The following is a 17,303-nucleotide window of genomic DNA, read 5'->3' as shown; positions in this document are numbered from 1 at the left end:
GCCCTGTCCGCGGGCGCCGTGCCGCGCCTCAGGAGCGCCCGTCCCGCCCGCGCGGGACGGGCGGTCCTCAGCTCATGGGACTTCAGTCCCCGCGGTGGCCTCTGATCACCGCTAGCGGGCACGGCGGGCGCTGGAGCAGAGCCTGGCTGACCGAGCCGAGCACCAGGCCGGCGAACGTGCCGCGCCCGCGCGACCCCACCACGAGCAGGCCGGCGCCCGTCGCGGCCTCCCTCAGCACGTCCACGGGGTGGCCCTGCACGACCTCCTCGACCACGCTCACGCGGGGGTGGCGCTCCCGGTGCCCGGCGAGGGCCTCGCGCACCACGAGGCGCTCGTCGCCCTCCTCGACAGGCTCCGGCCCCGGCCAGGACCAGGCGTGCACGACCCGCACGCCGACGCCGCGCAGCTCCGCCTCGGTGAAGGCGAACTCCAGCACGTCCTGCGAGGCCTGGGACCCGTCGACTCCCGCCACGACCTCGCCGCGAGGCGCCGGCGGCGGCTCGCTCACCACCACGACGTCGCAGGTGGCGTGCCCGGCCACGCCGTAGGCGACCGAGCCGACCAGCATCCCGCGCACGCCGCCGAGCCCGTGGGTGCCGATGACCAGCAGCTCCGCGCTGTCGGCCGCGGCGATCAGCGCGGCACGCGGGTCGCCGGGGAGCAGGGCCGTCTCGACGGCGATCTTCGGCTGCTCGTGCCGGGCGCGGTCCTCGGCCGCCGCGAGCACGGACTGGCCACCCTGGCGCATCCACCTGGCCACCTCGGCGTAGCGGCCGCTGTCGGTCTCGCAGGCCCAGCGCGTGATGGCGTGCACGATCTTCAACGGCACCTCGCGCAGCGCCGCCTCCCCGGCGGCCCACGCCACGGCCTCCAGCCCCGCGCGCGAGCCGTCGACTCCGGCTACGATCATGCGCCCCGCCCCCTTCTTCGGTGTTCACGAGCCTATCCCGGGATGTCAACGGCCTCCGTCAGAGTCGTGTGGCCTGAGCCGCGAAGGACTTTGGTCTCTTCCGCGGGGTGAGGCGAGTGGCTACGGTCGAGAACATGATTCGCGTGTTCCTCGTCGACGATCACGAGGTGGTCCGCCGGGGCGTCGCCGCCCTCCTGGAGTCGGAAGACGACATAGAGGTCATCGGCGAGGCCGGGACCGCGGAGTCCGCGATCGCCCGCATCCCCGCGCTCACGCCGGACGTGGCGGTGCTCGACGTGCGGCTGCCCGACGGCAACGGGGTGGACGTGTGCCGGGAGGTCCGCTCCAAGGTGCCGGGCCTGGCGTGCCTGATGCTGACCTCCTACACCGACGACGAGGCGCTGTTCAACGCGGTCATGGCCGGCGCGGCCGGCTACGTGCTCAAGCAGATCCACGGCTCGGACCTGGTCGGCGCGGTGCGCACGGTGGCCTCCGGCCAGTCGCTGCTCGACCCGCAGACCACCGCCTCGATGCTGCGGCGGCTGCGGGACCGGGCGGCCAGGCAGGACCCGCTGGCCGCACTGTCGGAGCAGGAGCGGCACATCCTCGACCTGATCGGCGAGGGGATGACGAACCGGCAGATCGGCGAGCGGATGTTCCTGGCCGAGAAGACGGTGAAGAACTACGTCTCCAACCTGCTGTCCAAGCTGAACATGCAGCGCCGTACCCAGGCAGCGGCGCTCTCGGCCCGCCTGCGGGCTGATCGGCGCGAATAATGGGACTTTCGCCTCTGATGAGGGACGATCGGGAATCGCGATCCTGAACGCATGCAACTCGATTCGGCCGGACTGCAGGTGCTCTCACGTGAGGAGTGCCTGCGCTTGCTGTCGTCCACGCCGATCGGGCGGATCGTCTTCACCGATCGCGCCCTGCCCGCGGTGCAGCCCGTCACGTTCCACCTCGACGGCGAGAGCATCGTGATCCGCACCGGCCCCGGCTCCAAGCTGGCCGCCGCCACCCGGCACGCCGTCGTGGCCTTCGAGGTCGACGAGTTCGACCCGGACCTGCGCACCGGCTGGTCCGTGACCGCCGTGGGGCAGGCGCGTGCCGCGCACCGGCCCGAGGAGATCGAGCGGCTGGCCGCCCTGCCCCTGACCCCGTGGGCGCCGGGCAGCAGGGACCACTACATCGTGGTGGAGCCTGAGCAGATCAGCGGACGCAGGATCACAGGGGAACCGTCCAGCTGAGCATCGTGCCTCCCGCCTCGGGAGAGACGACCTCGAAGGAGCCGCCCAGGCCGGCCGCCCGATCCTCGAGATTGCGCAAGCCGCTGCGCCTGCCCTCGCGGGGCAACCCCACGCCGTCGTCCTGGACGGTCAGCGTGAGCTCGTCGCCCGTCACCTCCACCGACACGTTCGCCTTGGCGGCCTTGGCGTGACGCACCACGTTGGACAGCGCCTCGCGCAGGACGGCGAGCAGCTGCTCGGCGAACTCGTCCGGCACCCGGTTGTCCAGCTGGCCCTCCATCCGCAGGCCGGGCATGAAGCCCAGGTGGCCGCGGGCGGACTCGACCAGGTCGACGATCTGCGCGCGCAGGCTCGGCCCGGCCGGCCCGGAGGTGCTCTGCAGGGCGAAGATGGTCGAGCGGATCTGGCGGATGGTCTCGTCGAGCTCGTTGATGGCGTGCTGCAGCCGGTTGGAGGCCTCGGGCCGGTCCACCAGCCGGACCGCGCTCATGAGGGTCATGGCGATGGCGAACAGGCGCTGGATGACGACGTCGTGCAGGTCCTTGGCGATGCGGTCGCGGTCTTCGAGCAGGCCGAGCCGTTCGGCGTCGCGGCGTGTCTCGGCCAGCTCCAGCGCGATGGCGGCCTGACCGGCGAACGCCTCCAGCATGCGCAGGTCGCCGCCGCTGAAGGGCAGCCGCCCCGACCGCTTGGCGAGGGCCAGCACGCCGCGCACGGTGCTCCCGGAGCCGAGCGGGATCAGCAGCTCGGGACCGTAGCCGAGGTCCCGCAGGGGGCAGTCGGCGTCGTGCACCTCGTCCGCCGAGGCGGCCCGACCGCCGGCGAACACCCGGCCGGCCGCCGTCTGCCGCAGGTCGAAGGTGAGCCCGGCCGTCCCGTCGTCGGCCACTCCCTCGGCGAAGTCCACCCGCAGCCGCTCGCCGCTCTCGTCCGGCAGCAGCACCAGCACGAGGTCGGCGTCGGTCATCTGCTGGGCGCGGTTCGCCATCATGGTGAGCACCTGGTGCGGCGAGGCGCCGGACAGCAGGCTGGTGGTGATCTCGGTGGAGGCCTGCAGCCATTTCTCGCGCCGGCGGGTCTCCTCGTAGAGGCGGGCGTTCTCGACGGCCACACCGGCGGCGGTGGCCAGCGCGATGACGATGGCCTCGTCCTCCCCGTCGAACTCTCCTCCGCCGCGCTTCTCCGTCAGGTAGAGATTGCCGAAGACCTCGTCGCGCACCCGGATGGGCACGCCGAGGAAGGTGCCCATCGGCGGGTGCCCGGGCGGGAAGCCGTAGGACTCGGGGTGGTCGGAGATCCGGCCCATCCGCAGCGGGCGGGCGTCCTTGATCAGCAGGCCGAGCAGGCCGAGCCCGTGCGGCCAGTGCTCGATCTTGGCGATCTCCTCCTCGCTCAGCCCGACCGGGATGAACTGCACGAGCGTGCTCTCCTGCCCGACCACGCCCAGCGCCCCATAGGTGGCGTCCACGAGCTTGGTGGCGGTCTCCACGATGCGGCCGAGCACGGTCTCCAGGTCGAGGTCGCTGCCGACCGAGACGACGGCTTCGAGCAGGGCGTGCACGCGGTCGCGGGTCGCCAGCACGGCGTTCAGCCGGACCTGCAGCTCGGCCAGCAGATCGTCCAGCCGCATCTGGGGCATCAACGGCCTGTGCTCGCTTTCCGTCATAGGGCTCAGTCTGGCATCAGCCTGTCCCCCGGGCGGAGCTTGGTCCTCAGTCCACCAGGTCGGACAGGGGACGCCGGACCGAGTCCTTGTCCTCGAAGGTGATGCCCAGCCGCATGATCATCTGGGGCTGTTCGCCGGAGCACAGCTCCTCCCGCAGGAACTCGCGCAGGTGGTGCGCCTCCAGTGCCTGGGTGTGGAAGGCGGCGCTGACGCCGTAGGCGGAGGCGTGCAGCAGGACGCGCTGCAGCGCCTGCCCGGCGGCGATCCACTCTTCCCGGCTGTCGCCAGGGGTGGTGAGCAGGGCCACGACCCCGGTCGCCGCCTGCGTGGCCTGGCCCGCCTCGCTGCCCCAGTCGTGGCGCCAGGAGTAGTCGCGCTGCGCGAAGTGCGGGTCGGTGCGCACGGGCTCGCGCGGGTAGCCCGCCGCGGGCACTCCGTCCTTGCGCGCGCTGCCGGGAGGCAGACCCCAGCGGATCACTTCCAGGCTGAACCGCCGGTCCCCGGACTGCACCCCCTGCGCGGCCCTGGTGAGCGCCGCGACCACCTCCACCGCCTGCGGCGACCCGATCGGGGTGAGCCTGGCACCCTCTTGGGAAGCGTCCTTCACCAGCGCCTCGACCAGCCGCCGCGGCACCGGCAGGTCGGTGAACCCGGCCCGGTGGGTGCGCCGCCGCTCGATCTCGCCGCAGAGGGCCCGGGTGCGCTCGTCGGGCTCGCTCTCCGCCCCCGGCCGCACGGTGGCCAGCAGCGCCGGCCGGTCCGGATCGGGCAGGATCCGCACCACGGGCTCGACCCCGGCCCCGCGCAGCGCCGTCCGCATCGTGAACAGCGCGGCTCCGCAGCTGATCAGCATCTCCCGGCCGCTCGCGTCGCTCACCCGCAGCTTCCTGTCCACGTCGGCGCGCAGGCCGATCTCCCCCTCCGACATGACGAAGGTCCAGGGCTGCGTGTTGTGCACGGAGGGCGCCCAGCGGGCGGCCTCCACGGCCGCGTCCAGGGCCTGCTTTGCCGTATGGACGGCCATTTCCCCCACCTCCAGCGAGACGATGAATCCAGCGCATCACGCCGGCCGGTGCTCCGCGAGGGCCGAAGGTCCTGCCTTCGCCAGGGCCTAGGGCCCGGCTGTGCGGGTCGGGCCCGCCGGCCTCCTCGTCGAAGAAACCCGCCCCCGCCCCGAGTGACCGGACGGCCCCTCACCCCACCTCGCCGACCCGAAGCTGCGCACCACCACCCTGCGCGGCCTCCAGAGCGGAGGCGGAGCACCGGTCATCACGGTGTTCAGCGGGACCGCACGACCGCCACGGCGCACCTGGCGTGGTGCAGCACGCCGCGGCTGACCGAGCCGAGCAGTGCCGACCTCACGGCGCCGCGTCCGTGCGAGCCCACCACCAGCAGGTCGGCGCCGTCCGACGCCTCCGTGAGCGCGTCGACCGGATGCGCCGACCGCACGTCCTCGACCACCTTCACCTCCGGATACTCCTTCTCGAGCGCCTCCAGCCGCCCGGTGACCACCTTGTGCTGGGCCGTACGGACCTCGTCCATGTCGTACAGGACCTCGGGCGCGAAGGCGTGCACCGGCAGCTGCCAGGCGTGCACGGCGCGAAGCGTGGCGTCCCGCAGCTCGGCCTGCTCGAAGGCGTAGGCCAGTGCGGGCTCGCACTCGGGCGCGTCGTCGACGCCGACGACGACCTCCCCGGGCACGGGCTGCCGCCCGCCGCGCACGACCACGACGGGACAGCGCGCGTGCCCGGCCACGTGCATGCCGACCGAGCCGAGCAGCGCACCCGCGAACCCGCCCAGGCCACGGCTGCCGACGACGAGCTCGGTGGCCTCCTCGTCCAGCTCGCGCAGCACGGTCGCCGCCGCGCCTTCGACGAGCTCCGCCGTCACCTCGATCCCGGGCCGGCGCTCGCGCACCAGGGCCACCGCCTCTGTCAGGGCCTTGCGGCCCGCGTCCCGCAACGCCTCCTGCGACACGCCGGCGGGATACTTCGAGATCTGGTACGGGTCCCGGTCCACGGCGTGCACGATGCGGAGCGGCACGTGCGCCCTGAACGCGTCGTTGGCGGCCCACTCCACGGCGGCCCTGGAGGTCACGGAGCCGTCGACACCCACGATGATCATGATGTCCTCCTTTGTCCATTTCCATCGGACCGCACCTCCGGCAGGTCCGGGCAGGGCCGGAAGTCCCGTCAAGACGAGTCCAACGACCATGGATGGCCTGGGAACTCATGGGTAGCTTCCCTTCCATGGCCGCCATCGACCTCACCAGCCTGCGCGCCGTGGTCCTCGACACCGACGGCGTGGTCACCGACACGGCGCGGGTGCACGCGGCCGCATGGAAGCACGTGTTCGACGGCTTCCTGCGCGGCCGTTCCGCACCCTTCGACATCCGCGCCGACTATCTGCGCTCCGTCGACGGGCGGCCACGCCTGGACGGGGTGCGCACGTTCCTGGCCGCCCGCGGCATCTCCCTGCCGGAGGGCGGGCCCGACGACGAGCCGGGCGCGCCGACGGTGCACGGCCTGGGCATGGCCAAGGACGCGCTCTTCGTGCGGCAGATCGCCGAGCACGGCGTGGCCGCCTTCCCCTCGACCGTCGCGCTGCTGCACGAGTTGCGGCACCGCGGCTGCCGCACCGCCGTGGTGTCGCCGAGCCGCCACTGCCATGCCGTCATCTCCTCCTCGGGTTTGATGCACCTGTTCGACGTGCTGGTAGACGGAAACGACGCCGCCCGGCTCGGCCTGCCGGGCAAGCCCGATCCGGCCCTGTTCGCGGAGGTCGCGCGCCGCCTGGGGCTGCCCGCGCCCGAGGTGGCGATCGTCGATGACGCGCTCCCAGGTGTGGAGGCCGGCCACCGGGGCGGCTTCGGGTTCGTCCTGGCGGTGGACCGTTCGAGGACGCAGGCGGCGGCGATGAGCCGCGCCGGGGCGGACGCCGTCGTCACCGACCTGGCCGAGCTGTCCGTCACCGGCCGCGTCCCCGTGGGACGGCGATGAACACCTCAATCATGGCCCGCTGACACCATCGATCAAAGGGGAACGAACATGACCCGCACCGGGGACCTAGGACGCCGCATCGCCCATCACCGCGCGCGCCTCGGCCTCACCCGCGACCAGGTCGCGGAGCGCGCCGCCGTCTCACCCGGCTATGTCGAATACCTGGAGGAGAACACCGGCAGTCCCAGCACCGACGCCGTCGCACGCCTGGCCGACGCCTTGCAGACCACCGTTGACGACCTGCTCGGCGGCGCTTTCGACCGGCCTCCCGGCCGCGGCGCCGCGGCGGCGGCTCCGGCGCTGGAGAAGCTGGACCAGGAGGAGTGCCTGCGGCTGATCGCGCCGGGCGGCATCGGCCGGGTGGCGTTCAACGGCTCGCACGGTCCCACGGTGCTGCCCGTCAACTACAAGGTCCACGACGGCGCCGTCCTGTTCCGCACCGCCCAGGGCGGCCCCATGGACAAGGACCTGCGCACCGGCGTGCAAGGCGTGGAGATCAAGGTCGGCTTCGAGGTGGACCGGATCGACGAGGCGCGGCGCGAAGGGTGGAGCGTCCTCGTCCAGGGGCCCGTCCACCACGTGCCGCAGGAGGAGACGGTCCAGCTGACCGGCTCCGACGTCAGCCCGTGGGCCGGCGGCGAGCGCCAGCTCTACGTCCGCATCATCCCTTCACAGATCACCGGCCGCCGCATCCGCGGCCTGTAGGCCTCGCGCGGCGGCTCGCCGGCTGTGGGCGGATGCCGGTCATGACGGGCTCCTGCGCGCCGGTACGACGGCGACCGGGCAGTGGGCGCGGTGCAGGACCGCGTGGCTCACCGACCCCAGCACGGCCGAGGCGAACCCGCCGAGCCCGCGCGATCCGAGCACGACCAGGTCGGCCTCGCGGGAGGCGTCCGCCAGAGCGGGCACGGGATGCCCGCGCACGACGGACTCGACCACCTCCACGTCCGGATGCCGGGCCCCCAAGGAGAGCAGCCGCTGCCGCAGCTCGGCGCCGTGATCCTCGGGCGGCAGCGGCCCGTATCCCGTCGGATGGGCCGCGAGCACCGGGTACGGCCGGGCGTGGACGGCGCGCAGCCGCGCTCCCCTCGCGCCCGCCTGCCGCAGGGCGTATTCGACGGCCGCCTCGGCGTCGCTCGAACCGTCGAAACCGACGACGACCTCGCCCTGCGGAGACCGTGCCGGGCCCCGGACCACGACGAGCGGGCAGTGTGCGTGCCCGGCCAGGCCGAGCCCCACCGAGCCCAGCACCAGCCCGGCGAACCCGCCCAGCCCCCTGCTGCCGACCACCACCGTGTCGGCGGTCTCCGACTCGCTCCTCAGCCGCTCCACCACCGCGCCGGTGACCAGCGCGGTCATCGCCACCAGGCCGGGCGAGCGGTCCCGGGCCCGCGCCGAAGCGGCCGCGAGCAGCCGCTCGCACTGCTCGGTGCGGGATTCGTGGTCGCCGGTGAGCGGGTGCTCCGCGGCCCACGGCGCGCGCACATGCACCAGGCGCAGGCCGAGCCCGCGGCGGGCGGCGTCGTCCGCGGCCCAGTCGAGCGCCGCTCCCGAAGGCTCCGAACCGTCCACTCCCACGACGACGAACCCGGTCATCACAACCCCCCCGGGTGATCGCGCCCGCGGTCGGCTCCGCGTGGCCGTACCACCGCGACCGGGCAGGTCACGTGGTGCAGCACGCCGTGCCCGACGGAGCCGAGCACCGCCGAGGCGAAGCCGCCCAGGCCGCGCGAGCCCACCACGACGAGGTCGGCGGTCGCCGACGCCTTGACCAGCGCGGAGACCGGGTGTTCGCACACCTGCTCGTCGGTGATCAGCAGGTCGGGGTTCCGCTCGCGCCACGGGATCACGCGCTCGCTCGCCGCGCGGACCTGCTCCTCCATGATCTGCTCGATCACGCCGCCGTAGGCGACCGCGTACGGCGAGAAGCCCGGCATCTGCCAGCCGTAGACGACGTGCAGCTCGGTGTAGCGCGCCCGGGCCTGCTCGACGGCGTACCGCATGGCCGCCTCGGAGTGCCCGGAGCCGTCGTAGCCGACCACGATCCGGCCGTGCTGCGTCACGGACGGGGCGCGCACGATGACGACCGGTCCGGTGGCGTGCCCGGCCACGGCCATGCCGATCGAACCGACCACCATCCCGGCGAACCCGCCGAGCCCCCTGCTGCCCAGGACCAGGCTGTCCGCCGTCTCGGACTCGCCGATCAGGGCCCTGGCCACGTTCCCCGGCAGGAGTTCGGTGGTCACCCGGACTCCGCCGCACAGCTGGCGGGCGTGGTCGCCGGCGGCCTCCAGGGCGCCCGCACGGCATTCGTAGCCCCCGCTGCCGGCGGGCCAATCCTCACAGACGTGCACGACCCGCAGGTCGAGTCCTCTGCGGCGGGCGTCGGCCGCGGCCCATTCCACCGCCGCGGTCGCGGGCGCCGATCCGTCCACGCCTACCACGATCTGCCGAGCCATCCCGCGCCTCCTGCGCCTGTCCGCTCGCTCACCTCCAGTTTCGCGAGCCGGCCCCGTCCGTGCCCGGGCCGAAGGTCCTGATGTGGATGCCGTTGGTCCCGGCCTTCAGCGGCGGCCGCCGGGCATCCAGGTGGGAGGTCCGGTCCTGGCCTCGCGGCTGCGGTAGACGATGTAGGGCCGGGTGAGGTAGCCGACGGGCGCGGTCAGCATGTGCACCAGGCGGGTGAAGGGCCACAGGGCGAACAGCACCAGCGCGCTGAAGGCGTGTAGCCGGAACAGCAGGGGCGCGCCGGCCATGAGCTCGCCCCGGGGCTGGAACATGAAGATGGAGCGGAACCAGGGCGAGACGGTGGAGCGGTAGTCGTAGCCGCCGCCGAGGATGTTGGCGGCGACCGTCGCGGCCAGCCCCAGCAGGATGACCACGCTGAGGACGGCGTACATGAGCTTGTCGTTGCGGGTGGTGGCGGAGAAGACCGGCCCCACGGTGCGGCGGCGGTAGACGAGGATGGCCAGGCCAGCGACCGTGCACGCGCCGGCGATGGTGCCCAGCGCCACGGCGACCACGTGGTAGGCGTCCTCGGTGACGCCCACGGCCTCCGTCCACGACTTGGGGATCACCAGGCCGCCGACGTGGCCGAGGATCACGACGAGGATGCCGAAGTGGAACAGCGGGCTGCCGATCCGCAGCAGCCGGGACTCGTACAGCTGGGAGGAGCGGGTCGTCCAGCCGAACTTGTCGTAGCGGTAGCGCCAGACGTGGCCGAGCACGAACACGGTGAGCGCCACGTACGGCGCGACCACCCACAGGAGCAGGTCGAGCGCGTTCACCGGGTCGCTCCGGGCGTCGGGTAGGCGGGCAGGCCGACCTCCTCGGCGGGTGGTCCCTCCGCGGCCAGCCGGGCGGCGGCGGCACGCTCGCGGGCGGTGGACGGCGGCAGGGTGGCGAGCACCGCGGCGACGACGTCGGCGTACGGCGAGCCCTCCGCCTCCAGCGCCTTCAGCAGCAGGTCCAGGCCCGCGCGGTGCTCGCGCAGCAGCCGCCTGGCCTGTTCGGTGGCGCCCCGGGCCGACAGCTCGCAGACGACGGCCAGGTGGTCGGGCAACTCGCCGTCGGCGGGCTCGAAGCCCGCCTCCCTGAAAGCGTGCTTGAACCTCAGCAGCGCCATCCCGCGCTTCCGCGTGTCGCCGTAGGTGTAGTACGTCAGATACGGGCAGCAGCGGCGCCTGAAGTCGAAGACGGCCACGTAGTGCTCGGCGAGGTCGGGCAGCGGGGTGACGGAGACGTGGTCCAGGAACGCCCCCAGGCGCTTGGCGGGCTCGCCCGCCGGCATGCCGCGCACGGTCATGTTCAGCAGGGGCAGAGCCTCGGCCAGCCGGTCGTCCGGATAGCTGAGCAGCACCGAGGCGGTCAGGTGCACGGCCCGCTCGATCACGAGTCCTCCTTGTGCTTGGGGAACAGGCCGTCGGGCAGCCCCTTGCCGTCCCAGTTGAGTAGGTTGACCCGCTCGGCACGGTCGGCGGGATCGACGAGGGCGCCGGTGGACTGGCGGTGCTTGAGCGCGTGGAAGTTCTCCACCGCGACCGGCGCCGGCGTCCCGGACGCCTCGCCGAACGGGCCGGTCATCCCCGGGCCGCCCTCGTAGTCCAGGCTGCAGCCGCTCGCCAGCTCCTCCAGCTGGCCCGCCTGCTCGGCGTGGGCCTTGGGGATCACGTAGCGCTCGGCGTAGGGGGCCAGGGCCAGCAGCCGGTGCATGCTCTCGACCTGCTCGCCGGTCAGGCCGGCCGCGGCGGCGATGCTCTCGTCGGGACTCTGGCCGAGGTTGAGGCGGCGCATGTAGGAGCGCATGGCGGCCAGGCGCCGCAGCACGTCCCGCACCGGCTCGGGGTCTCCCGCGGTGAACAGCTCGGCGAGGTAGGCCACGGGGATGCGCAGCGCGTCGATGGCGCCGAAGAGGTTGCCGGCGTCCTCGCCGTCGTGGCCGGTCCCGGCGAGCACGTCGACCACGGGTGACAGCGGCGGGATGTACCAGACCATGGGCATCGTCCGGTACTCCGGATGCAGCGGCAGCGCGAGGCCGTACTCGAAGATCAGCTTGTGGATGGGTGAGCTGCGCGCGGCGTCCAGCCAGTCCTCGGGGATGCCGGAGGCGCGCGCGGCGGAGATCACCTCGGGGTCGTGCGGGTCCAGCAGCACACTCTTCTGCGCCTCGTACAGATCCTTCTCGTCGGGCACGCAGGCGGCTTCGGCGACCCGGTCGGCGTCGTACAGGACGAGACCGATGTAGCGCAGCCGTCCCACGCAGGTCTCGGAGCAGACGGTGGGGATGCCGACCTCGACGCGGGGGTAGCAGAACGTGCACTTCTCCGCCTTGCCGGTGCGGTGGTTGAAGTACACCTTCTTGTACGGGCAGCCGGTCACGCACATCCGCCAGCCGCGGCAGCGGTCCTGGTCGACCAGGACGATGCCGTCCTCGGAGCGCTTGTACAGGGCGCCGGACGGGCAGGAGGCCACGCACGACGGGTTGAGGCAGTGCTCGCAGATGCGCGGCAGGTAGAACATGAAGGCCTGCTCGAACTCCAGCTTCACCTGGTCCGACAGCTTGCGCAGCACCGGGTCGGCGGCGGTGAGCTCGGGGGCGCCGCCGAGGTCGTCGTCCCAGTTCGCACTCCAGGAGATCTTGGTGGGTTCGCCGGTGATGAGCGACCTGGGGCGGGCGACGGGGGTGTCCTCGGTTTCGGGGGCGGAGAAGAGGCGGTCGTAGTCGTAGGTCCAGGGCTCGTAGTAGTCGCCGATGGACGGCATGAGCGGGTTGGCGAAGATGGTGAGCAGCTTGCGCAGCCGCCCGCCCGCCCGGAGCTTGAGCCGGCCGCGCCGGTTCAGCTCCCAGCCGCCCCGCCACTTCTCCTGGTCCTGGTAGGTGCGGGGGTAGCCCTGTCCGGGGCGGGTCTCGACGTTGTTGAACCAGACGTACTCGACCCCGGCCCGGTTGGTCCAGGCCTGCTTGCAGGTGACCGAGCAGGTGTGGCAGCCGATGCACTTGTCCAGGTTCATCACCATGGCCAGCTGGCCCATGACCTTCATCAGTAGTCCACCTCCTGGGAGCGGCGGCGGATCACGGTGATCTCGTCGCGCTGGTTGCCGGTGGGCCCGAGATAGTTGAAGGCGAACGACAGCTGGGCGTAGCCGCCGATCAGGTGGGTGGGCTTGACCAGCAGGCGGGTGAGCGAGTTGTGGATGCCGCCGCGCCGCCCGGACGTCTCGCTCCTGGGCACGTCCACGACGCGTTCCTGGGCGTGGTACATGTACACGGTCCCTTCGGGCATGCGGTGGGAGACGACCGCGCGGGCGACGACGACGCCGTTGCGGTTGACCGCCTCGATCCAGTCGTTGTCGCGGATCTTCGCCTTGGCCGCGTCGGCGGGGCTCATCCAGATGTTCGGCCCGCCGCGCGACAGGGTGAGCATGAGCAGGTTGTCCTGATACTCGGAGTGGATGGACCACTTGGAGTGCGGGGTGAGGTAGCGCACGGTGATGCCGTCCGGGCCGGACTCGCCTATGCCGGGCTCGCCGAACATCGCGGTCATGTTCAGCGGCGGCCGGTAGACCGGCAGCGCCTCGCCCGCCTCGTGCATCCAGTCGTGGTCGAGGTAGAAGTGCTGGCGCCCGGTGAGGGTGTGCCAGGGTTTGCGGTGCTCGACGTTGATGGTGAAGGCGGAGTAGCGCCGACCGTCGGCCTCGCTGCCGGACCACTCGGGCGAGGTGATCACGGGCACCGGGCGGGCCTGGGTGTCGGCGAAGGTGATGTGCCGGTGCTCGTCGGCCAGGCCGTCGAAGGAGGTGCCGGTGCGGCGGGCGAGGGTGGCGAATCCCTGGGCGGCCAGGCGGCCGTTGGTGGTGCCTGACAGGGCGAGGATGGCCTCGCACAGGTCGATGTCGGTGGCGAGGGACGGCCGCCCGCCGGAGGTCGTCCCGTTGGTGCGGCGCAGAAGGTCGATCTCCGCCGTGACGTCGTAGGTGATGCCCTTGGTGGTGGCTCCCAGCCGGTCGATCAGCGGCCCGAGCGCGGCCATCTTGGCGGCGATCGCACCGTAGTCCCGCTCGACCGCGACCACCTTGGGGAAGTCGCGTCCCGGCGTGGGCGGCCGTCCCGTCTGCCGCCAGTCGCGCACGACTCCGCGCGGGCAGGCCAGCTCGTCGGGGGTGTCGTGCAGCAGCGGCACCGCGACCAGGTCCGTGCGGGTGCCGAGATGCTCGCGGGCCAGCTCGCTGAAGGCCGCGGCGATGGCGTGGAAGGCGGCGAAGTCGGTACGGGTCTGCCAGGGCGGGTCGATCGCCGGGGTGAAGGCGTGCACGAAGGGGTGCATGTCGGTGGAGGACAGGTCGTGCTTCTCGTACCAGGTGGCGGCGGGCAGCACGATGTCGGAGAACAGCGTGGTCGAGGTCATCCGGAAGTCCAGCGACAGCAGCAGGTCGAGCTTGCCTTCGGGGGCCTCCTGCCGCCAGGTGACGCTCTCGGGCCGCTGGCCGGGCCCGGCCTCCTCGGCCCGCAGGGAGGCGTCGGTGCCGAGCAGGTGGCGCAGGAAGTACTCGTCACCCTTGGCCGACGAGCCGAGCAGGTTGGCCCGCCACACGGTCAGCACCCGCGGCCAGTTCGCGGGCGCGTCGGGGTCCTCGCAGGCGAAGCCGAGCCTGCCCGAGGTGACCTCTTCGACGACGTACGGCGCGGCCTCGCGCCCCGCGGCCGCCGCCTCGTCGGCCAGGTCGAGCGGATTGCGGTCGAAGGTCGGGTAGGAGGGCATCCAGCCGAGCCGCGCGGACTGCGCCAGCAGGTCGGCGGTGGTCTTGCCGGCGAAGGCGCCGTCACCGAGCGGTGAGGAGACCACGTCGGCGCCGAAGGTGTCGTAGCGCCACTGGTCGGTGTGCAGGTACCAGTAGGCGGTGCCGATCATCTGCCGCGGCGGGCGCGACCAGTCCAGTCCGGAGGCGAGGGTCGCCCAGCCGGTGATCGGCCGGCACTTCTCCTGGCCGACGTAGTGGGCCCAGCCGCCGCCGTTGACGCCCTGGCAGCCGGTGAGCGTGACCAGGGCCAGGAACGAGCGGTAGATCGTGTCGGAGTGGAACCAGTGGTTCGTCCCGGCACCCATGATGATCATGGATCGGCCGTGCGAGTCGACGGCGTTCCGGGCGAACTCGCGGGCGATCCGCAGCGCCTTGGCCGCCGGGACGGAGGTGAGGGGCTCCTGCCAGGCCGGGGTGTACGGCTCGTCCGCGTCGTCGTAGCCGGACGGCCAGCGTCCCGGCAGCCCCTCGCGCCGCACGCCGTAATGGGCGAGCATCAGGTCGTACACCGTCGTGACCAGGTGCTCGCCGATCCGGCGCACCGGGACGCCGCGCTCCAGCACGCCGCCCTCGCCGTCGAAGCGGGGCAGCGCGACGGTCACGCTCTCGCCGCCGGGCTGGGTGAGCATCGTGAGCTCGGGGTCGAGGTCGCCCAGTTCGAGGTTCCAGCGGCCCTCGGCCTGCTCGCCGCCCCTGGGGAAGCGAAAGCCGAGCGAGCCGTTCGGCAGCGCCGGCTCACCGGTGCGCGCGTCCCAGACGGCCGTGGTGAACGCCGCTTCCTCTCCCTCCCCGCCGAGGTCGGCGGCGGTGAGGAACTTGCCGGGCAGGTAGCGGCCCGGCTCGCGCTCGCGCAGCAGCACCAGGAACGGCAGGTCGGTGAAGCGCCGGACGTAGTCGGCGAAGTAGGGCGTGGTGGAGTCGACGAAGAACTCCTTGAGGATCACGTGACCCATCGCCATCGCCAGGGCGCCGTCGGTGCCAGGGTGCGGCGCGAGCCACTCGTCGGCGAACTTGGCGGCGTCGCTGTAGTCGGGCGAGAGCACGATCACCTTCTGGCCCCGGTAGCGGGCCTCGGCCATGTAGTGCGCGTCCGGGGTGCGGGTGACGGGCACGTTGGAGCCCCACAGCATCAGGTAGGAGGCGTCCCACCAGTCCGCGGACTCCGGCACGTCGGTCTGGTCCCCGAACACCTGCGGGGAGGCCACCGGCAGGTCGGCGTACCAGTCGTAGAACGACAGCATCGCCCCGCCGATGAGCGACACGAAGCGGGCGCCGGCCGCGTGCGAGGCCATGGACATCGCGGGGATCGGGGAGAAGCCCGCCACCCGGTCGGGGCCGTAGGTCTTGATGGTGTGCACGTGCGCCGCCGCGATGATCTCGGTGGCCTCCTCCCACGTGACCCGGACCAGCCCGCCCTTGCCGCGGGCCGACTGGTAGCGGCGGCGCTTGCCGGCGTCCGCGGTGATCTCCGCCCAGGCGGCGACCGGCTCTCCGAGCCTGGCCTTGGCCTCCCGGTACATGCTCACCAGCACGCCGCGCGCGTACGGGAAACGCACCCGGGTCGGCGAGTAGGTGTACCAGGAGAAGGCCGCGCCGCGGGGGCAGCCGCGCGGCTCGTACTCGGGCCGGTCGCCGCCGACGCTCGGGTAGTCCGTCTCCTGCGCCTCCCAGGTGATGACGCCGTCCTTGACGTACACCTTCCAGGAGCACGATCCGGTGCAGTTCACCCCGTGGGTGGAGCGGACCACCTTGTCGTGGCTCCAGCGGTCCCGGTAGAACACGTCACCCTGACGGCCGCCGATCTGGTGCAGCGTCCGCAGGTCGGCGGAGGTCTTCCCGGGGCGCAGGTAGCGACCCAGCCTGAGCAGGGCGTCGCTGATGGGACCGTCCATGCCCGTCATGTGGATCCTCTCGGTCAGGTCCGCGCGTTGGGGCGCAGGATGAACCAGCAGTAGACGAAGGCGCCGAAGGCCATCGCCGCCAGCAGCATGAGCCCGATGGCGTAGGCGCCGGTGGCCTGGTAGATCAGGCCCATGATGATCGGCGGCAGGAACCCGCCCAGCCCGCCGGCGGCTCCCACCACGCCGGTGGCGCTGCCCACCATCGAGGCGGGCACCGCCCGGCCCAGGACGGCGAAGACGGCGCCGTTGCCCAGGCCGAGCGCGGCGGCCATGACCAGGAATCCGACCGTGGCCAGCGGCATCGCCGGCGCGAACGAGACGATGACCGCGCAGGCGAACACGACGACCAGCGCCCAGCTGAGCACCGTCTCGCCGCCGAACCGGTCCGCCGTCCAGCCGCCCACCGGGCGGGTCAGCGTGGCCAGCACCACGAACCCGGCGGAGCGGGCCGCGGCGTCGGGCACTGTCAGTCCGTAGACACTCTGCAGGTACAGCGGCAGGTAGACGCCGAAGGCGACGAGACCGCCGAAGGTCAGCGCGTAGATCCCGGCCATTTCCTTGGTGACGCGCAGCCGGGCGGCGGCGGTGAACCTGGTGAGGAACGGCTCGGTGGCGGGCTTCGTGCCCGGCGCGTCCCGGCCGAGTGCCAGCATGAGCAGCCCCACCACGGCCAGCGCCACCGCGACCGTGTAGAACGGCGCGCGGCGGCCGAACTCCTGCGCCAGCCATGGCGTGGCGAACCCCGAGATGGCGGTGCCGATGTTGCCCATGCCGAACACGCCCAGCGCCAGGCCGCGCCGCTCGGGCGGGAACCAGGCGTTGACGAAGGGCACGCCGATGGCGAACGTGGCCCCGGTCATGCCGAGCAGCAGCCCGCCCGCCAGCAGGGCGGGGTAGCTGTCGACGTAGGCCAGGAAGAGCACGGGGACCACGCCGAGCAGGGTCGTGATCGAGAAGACGATCCGGCCGCCGTAGCGGTCGGTGAGCCCGCCCAGGACCGTGCGGCCGAGCGATCCGACGATCACCGGCACGGCCACCAGGACCGAGACGGCGAAGGCGCTCAGCCCGAGCAGCTCCTTGTACACCGGGCCGAGCGGGCTGAGCAGCGCCCAGGCCCAGAAGTTGACCGCGAAGGCCACCGTCGCCAGGATCAGCGCTCTGATGCGGTTGGCCGTGGTCGTGCCCGCCACGGCGGGCGGAACGGCTGGCATGGCCTGTCTACCTCCACGTTCGATGCCTGGCGGGCGCACTCCTCAGGCTCCTGCGGGGACACGCATCCGG

The 17,303-nt window shown here is 72.5% G+C and carries 15 protein-coding genes; 4 read left to right on the top strand and 11 right to left on the bottom strand.

Annotated elements, in window-relative coordinates; genetic code table 11:
• Positions 1-82: 82 nt before the first annotated feature.
• The gene (locus V5E28_RS11870; protein WP_336206781.1) at positions 83-910 is read right to left on the bottom strand and encodes a universal stress protein; all 828 of its coding nucleotides are present in this window, start codon (positions 908-910) and stop codon (positions 83-85) included.
• 134 nt (positions 911-1,044) lie between these two features.
• On the opposite strand from V5E28_RS11870, the gene V5E28_RS11865 reads away from it, so the two are divergent.
• Both V5E28_RS11865 and V5E28_RS11860 read left to right on the top strand, forming a co-directional pair.
• Positions 1,045-1,686 (top strand): response regulator transcription factor, encoded by a 642-nt coding sequence (locus V5E28_RS11865; protein WP_336206779.1) that lies wholly within the window; start codon positions 1,045-1,047, stop codon positions 1,684-1,686.
• Between the two features lie 51 nt (positions 1,687-1,737).
• On the top strand, positions 1,738-2,157 hold the full coding sequence (locus tag V5E28_RS11860; protein WP_336206777.1) for a pyridoxamine 5'-phosphate oxidase family protein: 420 nt from the start codon (positions 1,738-1,740) through the stop codon (positions 2,155-2,157).
• On the opposite strand, the gene V5E28_RS11855 is transcribed toward V5E28_RS11860, so the two are convergent.
• From V5E28_RS11855 to V5E28_RS11845, 3 genes are all read right to left on the bottom strand, one after another.
• The gene (locus V5E28_RS11855) at positions 2,135-3,823 is read right to left on the bottom strand and encodes a sensor histidine kinase (RefSeq protein ID WP_336206775.1); all 1,689 of its coding nucleotides are present in this window, start codon (positions 3,821-3,823) and stop codon (positions 2,135-2,137) included. The genes V5E28_RS11860 and V5E28_RS11855 overlap by 23 nt on opposite strands.
• A gap of 46 nt (positions 3,824-3,869) precedes the next feature.
• Positions 3,870-4,847 (bottom strand): Acg family FMN-binding oxidoreductase, encoded by a 978-nt coding sequence (locus V5E28_RS11850; protein ID WP_336206773.1) that lies wholly within the window; start codon positions 4,845-4,847, stop codon positions 3,870-3,872.
• A 254-nt stretch (positions 4,848-5,101) separates the two neighbouring features.
• Positions 5,102-5,947 carry a universal stress protein gene (locus V5E28_RS11845; RefSeq protein ID WP_336206771.1) on the bottom strand — a complete coding sequence of 282 codons (846 nt, stop codon included), beginning with the start codon at positions 5,945-5,947 and terminating at the stop codon, positions 5,102-5,104.
• Between the two features lie 125 nt (positions 5,948-6,072).
• On the opposite strand from V5E28_RS11845, the gene V5E28_RS11840 reads away from it, so the two are divergent.
• Positions 6,073-6,822, top strand: coding sequence for an HAD family hydrolase (locus V5E28_RS11840; RefSeq protein ID WP_336206769.1), 750 nt, complete (start codon positions 6,073-6,075; stop codon positions 6,820-6,822).
• Between the two features lie 48 nt (positions 6,823-6,870).
• A complete protein-coding gene (locus tag V5E28_RS11835; protein WP_336206767.1) occupies positions 6,871-7,527 on the top strand; it encodes a helix-turn-helix domain-containing protein in 657 nt (218 codons plus the stop codon).
• 39 nt (positions 7,528-7,566) lie between these two features.
• On the opposite strand, the gene V5E28_RS11830 is transcribed toward V5E28_RS11835, so the two are convergent.
• From V5E28_RS11830 to V5E28_RS11800, 7 genes are all read right to left on the bottom strand, one after another.
• Positions 7,567-8,418, bottom strand: a complete 852-nt coding sequence (locus tag V5E28_RS11830) for a universal stress protein (RefSeq protein ID WP_336206765.1) — start codon at positions 8,416-8,418, stop codon at positions 7,567-7,569.
• Entirely contained in the window at positions 8,418-9,281 is an 864-nt protein-coding gene (locus tag V5E28_RS11825) for a universal stress protein (protein WP_336206763.1), read from the bottom strand. Before V5E28_RS11825 ends, V5E28_RS11830 begins: the two co-directional genes overlap by 1 nt.
• A 105-nt stretch (positions 9,282-9,386) precedes the next feature.
• Complete coding sequence (gene narI, locus V5E28_RS11820) at positions 9,387-10,109, bottom strand: respiratory nitrate reductase subunit gamma (protein ID WP_336206761.1); 723 nt, start codon at positions 10,107-10,109, stop codon at positions 9,387-9,389.
• A complete protein-coding gene (narJ, locus tag V5E28_RS11815) occupies positions 10,106-10,714 on the bottom strand; it encodes a nitrate reductase molybdenum cofactor assembly chaperone (protein WP_336206759.1) in 609 nt (202 codons plus the stop codon). The genes narI and narJ overlap by 4 nt, the downstream gene beginning before the upstream one ends.
• Complete coding sequence (gene narH / locus V5E28_RS11810; protein WP_336206757.1) at positions 10,711-12,363, bottom strand: nitrate reductase subunit beta; 1,653 nt, start codon at positions 12,361-12,363, stop codon at positions 10,711-10,713. The genes narJ and narH overlap by 4 nt, the downstream gene beginning before the upstream one ends.
• A complete protein-coding gene (locus tag V5E28_RS11805) occupies positions 12,363-16,022 on the bottom strand; it encodes a nitrate reductase subunit alpha (protein ID WP_336206755.1) in 3,660 nt (1,219 codons plus the stop codon). Before V5E28_RS11805 ends, narH begins: the two co-directional genes overlap by 1 nt.
• Before the next feature lie 14 nt (positions 16,023-16,036).
• Entirely contained in the window at positions 16,037-17,233 is a 1,197-nt protein-coding gene (locus tag V5E28_RS11800; RefSeq protein WP_336206753.1) for an MFS transporter, read from the bottom strand.
• Positions 17,234-17,303: the final 70 nt, after the last annotated feature.

It is taken from the genome of Nonomuraea sp. LPB2021202275-12-8 (assembly GCF_037044575.1).
GTDB lineage: Bacteria > Actinomycetota > Actinomycetes > Streptosporangiales > Streptosporangiaceae > Nonomuraea.
This window is presented reverse-complemented; position numbering and strand designations above follow the sequence as displayed.

What these genes read in the sequence shown, in the direction of transcription:
- V5E28_RS11865 (WP_336206779.1), top strand. Translation starts at nt 1,045, where the DNA reads ATGATTCGCGTGTTCCTCGTCGACGATCACGAGGTGGTCCGCCGGGGC.
- V5E28_RS11835 (WP_336206767.1), top strand. Translation starts at nt 6,871, where the DNA reads ATGACCCGCACCGGGGACCTAGGACGCCGCATCGCCCATCACCGCGCG.
- V5E28_RS11805 (WP_336206755.1), bottom strand. Translation starts at nt 16,022, where the DNA reads ATGACGGGCATGGACGGTCCCATCAGCGACGCCCTGCTCAGGCTGGGT.
- V5E28_RS11860 (WP_336206777.1), top strand. Translation starts at nt 1,738, where the DNA reads ATGCAACTCGATTCGGCCGGACTGCAGGTGCTCTCACGTGAGGAGTGC.
- narH (WP_336206757.1), bottom strand. Translation starts at nt 12,363, where the DNA reads ATGAAGGTCATGGGCCAGCTGGCCATGGTGATGAACCTGGACAAGTGC.
- V5E28_RS11850 (WP_336206773.1), bottom strand. Translation starts at nt 4,847, where the DNA reads ATGGCCGTCCATACGGCAAAGCAGGCCCTGGACGCGGCCGTGGAGGCC.
- V5E28_RS11825 (WP_336206763.1), bottom strand. Translation starts at nt 9,281, where the DNA reads ATGGCTCGGCAGATCGTGGTAGGCGTGGACGGATCGGCGCCCGCGACC.
- V5E28_RS11840 (WP_336206769.1), top strand. Translation starts at nt 6,073, where the DNA reads ATGGCCGCCATCGACCTCACCAGCCTGCGCGCCGTGGTCCTCGACACC.
- V5E28_RS11800 (WP_336206753.1), bottom strand. Translation starts at nt 17,233, where the DNA reads ATGCCAGCCGTTCCGCCCGCCGTGGCGGGCACGACCACGGCCAACCGC.
- V5E28_RS11870 (WP_336206781.1), bottom strand. Translation starts at nt 910, where the DNA reads ATGATCGTAGCCGGAGTCGACGGCTCGCGCGCGGGGCTGGAGGCCGTG.
- V5E28_RS11855 (WP_336206775.1), bottom strand. Translation starts at nt 3,823, where the DNA reads ATGACGGAAAGCGAGCACAGGCCGTTGATGCCCCAGATGCGGCTGGAC.
- V5E28_RS11845 (WP_336206771.1), bottom strand. Translation starts at nt 5,947, where the DNA reads ATGATCATCGTGGGTGTCGACGGCTCCGTGACCTCCAGGGCCGCCGTG.
- V5E28_RS11830 (WP_336206765.1), bottom strand. Translation starts at nt 8,418, where the DNA reads ATGACCGGGTTCGTCGTCGTGGGAGTGGACGGTTCGGAGCCTTCGGGA.